The sequence below is a fragment of the Glycocaulis sp. genome (assembly GCF_052168375.1).
Taxonomy (GTDB): Bacteria; Pseudomonadota; Alphaproteobacteria; order Caulobacterales; family Maricaulaceae; genus Glycocaulis.
This window is the reverse complement of the sequence record NZ_JBQLZR010000292.1, coordinates 1-1,081: the sequence shown is the minus strand read 5'-3', so window position 1 is coordinate 1,081 and position 1,081 is coordinate 1. Positions and strand designations below refer to the sequence as shown.

1 protein-coding gene is annotated in these 1,081 nt (G+C 64.3%); it reads right to left on the bottom strand.

The features are described 5' to 3' along the window. A partial coding sequence (gene ftsH, locus ACTS2Z_RS11900) for an ATP-dependent zinc metalloprotease FtsH (RefSeq protein WP_442573427.1) occupies nucleotides 1-1,081 on the bottom strand: 1,081 nt, incomplete at both ends.

The window sequence follows — 1,081 nt, the reverse complement described above, 5'->3', positions numbered from 1 at the left end:
GGCGACGCGTCCGCCCATCATGATGGCCAGACGGCTCGTCATCTCCTGATGCGTCATCGAGAGCTTGTCGCCTTCAGGCAGCTGCATGACCATGCCCAGAGCACGCCCGCGCGGGATGATGGTCGCCTTGTGCACCGGATCCGCCGCAGGCACCTTCAGGGCCACCACAGCGTGGCCGGCCTCGTGATAGGCGGTCAGCGTCTTTTCCTTCTCGCCCATAACCATGGAGCGGCGCTCCGGGCCCATCATCACCTTGTCCTTGGCCTCCTCAAACTCGGCCATGGAAACCAGGCGGCGATTGCGGCGGGCCGCCAGAAGAGCCGCCTCGTTCACCAGATTGGCAAGGTCCGCGCCGGAGAAGCCCGGCGTGCCGCGGGCGATGACCTTCGGGTCCACATCAGCGGCCAGCGGCACGTTGCGCATGTGGACCTTGAGGATTTTCTCGCGGCCCGTGATGTCCGGGTTAGGCACCACGACCTGACGGTCGAAACGGCCCGGACGCAGCAGCGCCGGATCCAGCACGTCCGGACGGTTGGTCGCGGCGATCAGGATGATGCCTTCATTGGCCTCGAAGCCGTCCATCTCCACGAGGAGCTGGTTCAGGGTCTGCTCGCGCTCGTCATTGCCGCCACCAAGGCCGGCACCGCGCGAACGGCCTACCGCATCGATCTCGTCGATAAAGATGATGCAGGGCGCATTCTTCTTGGCCTGCTCGAACATGTCGCGTACGCGGCTCGCACCGACGCCAACGAACATCTCGACAAAGTCCGAACCGGAAATGGTGAAGAAGGGCACGCCCGCCTCGCCCGCAACGGCGCGCGCGGTCAGCGTCTTGCCGGTACCCGGAGGACCGATCAGCAGCGCGCCTTTGGGAATCTTGCCGCCGAGGCGCTGAAACTTGGACGGGTCTTTCAGGAATTCGACGATTTCCGAAAGCTCTTCCTTGGCCTCGTCAATGCCGGCCACGTCCTCGAACGTCACCCGGCCCGTCTTCTCGGTCAGCAGCTTGGCCTTGGACTTGCCAAAGCCCATCGCGCCTTTGCCGCCGCCCTGCATCTGGCGCATGAAGAAAATCCATACC